Source organism: Micrococcus sp. HSID17227 (assembly GCF_003989405.1).
Lineage (GTDB): Bacteria > Actinomycetota > Actinomycetes > Actinomycetales > Micrococcaceae > Micrococcus > Micrococcus luteus.
The window spans coordinates 1-793 of sequence record NZ_RBLN01000512.1; the positions used below are offsets into that span (position 1 = coordinate 1).

Sequence of the window (793 nt, forward strand, 5' to 3'; positions counted from 1 at the left end):
GTTAGCCGGCGGTTGGCTGGCCCGATCGCTCGTCGGTCAGGCGATCTGTTTGTTCTTCGTGAACCACCGCCAAGTGGGACCCACACCGGCGAAGACCCTCTTTCCCTACACGGCGCTCTGCCGCTCTGGCGGACCGGGCCGCGGCGAACAGCAGCGCCTCGGTGCGGGGGTCCACGGGGGCGTGCCCGGGGTCCAGCAGCAGCTCTCGCAGCGTCTCGCCCAGGTCCGAGCCGCCGGGCTCGCGCGTGAGCACCACCTCGTGGCCCGCGGCGCGCAGGGCCTCGGTCAGGGCGCGGGCCTGGGTGGACTTGCCGGATCCGTCCGGTCCCTCGACGGCGACGAACAGGCCGCGATGCTCGGTCTGGGTGCTCACGCCTCGAGCCTAGACGCCGCCCCGGACGGGGAGGGAACCCGGCCGGGCCGACCGCCTAGACTGACCGGCATGAGCGCCCCCATGCACTTCGCCCTGCTCGTCGACCACTGGCTGTTCCGCGTCCTGGCGATCGCCGCGCTCGGGCTCGAGGTCTGGGCGCTGGTGGACGTCGTCCGGCGCCGCCCCGACGACTTCGCCCGCATCGGGGGCCGGGACAGGAGCTTCTGGCTGATCCTCACCGGCGTCGCCGCCGTCGTCGGGCTCCTCGGCGTGCTCGCCGGCGGCGGGATGGGCATGTTCGGCCTCGTGGCCGCGTGCGTGGCGTGCGTCTACCTCGCCGGCCCCCGCCAGGACATGGGCCCGGCCCTGCGCCGCTGAGGGTCCCGCGCCGTCGGCGCCGCCCTCATGACGACGGCGCCA

Annotated in this window: 1 protein-coding gene and 1 pseudogene; one reads left to right on the forward strand and one right to left on the reverse strand. The window is 74.5% G+C overall.

Annotated elements, in window-relative coordinates; translation table 11 throughout:
* Positions 1 to 121: 121 nt before the first annotated feature.
* Positions 122 to 373: pseudogene (locus D8M29_RS12985) on the reverse strand (dTMP kinase); the annotation flags it as partial.
* An 81-nt stretch (positions 374 to 454) separates the two neighbouring features.
* Here D8M29_RS12985 and D8M29_RS12990 point away from each other — a divergent pair.
* The gene (locus D8M29_RS12990) at positions 455 to 751 is read left to right on the forward strand and encodes a DUF2516 family protein (RefSeq protein ID WP_036384680.1); all 297 of its coding nucleotides are present in this window, start codon (positions 455 to 457) and stop codon (positions 749 to 751) included.
* The last annotated feature ends 42 nt before the right edge of the window (positions 752 to 793 follow it).

What these genes read in the sequence shown, in the direction of transcription:
- D8M29_RS12990 (WP_036384680.1), top strand. Translation starts at nt 455, where the DNA reads ATGCACTTCGCCCTGCTCGTCGACCACTGGCTGTTCCGCGTCCTGGCG.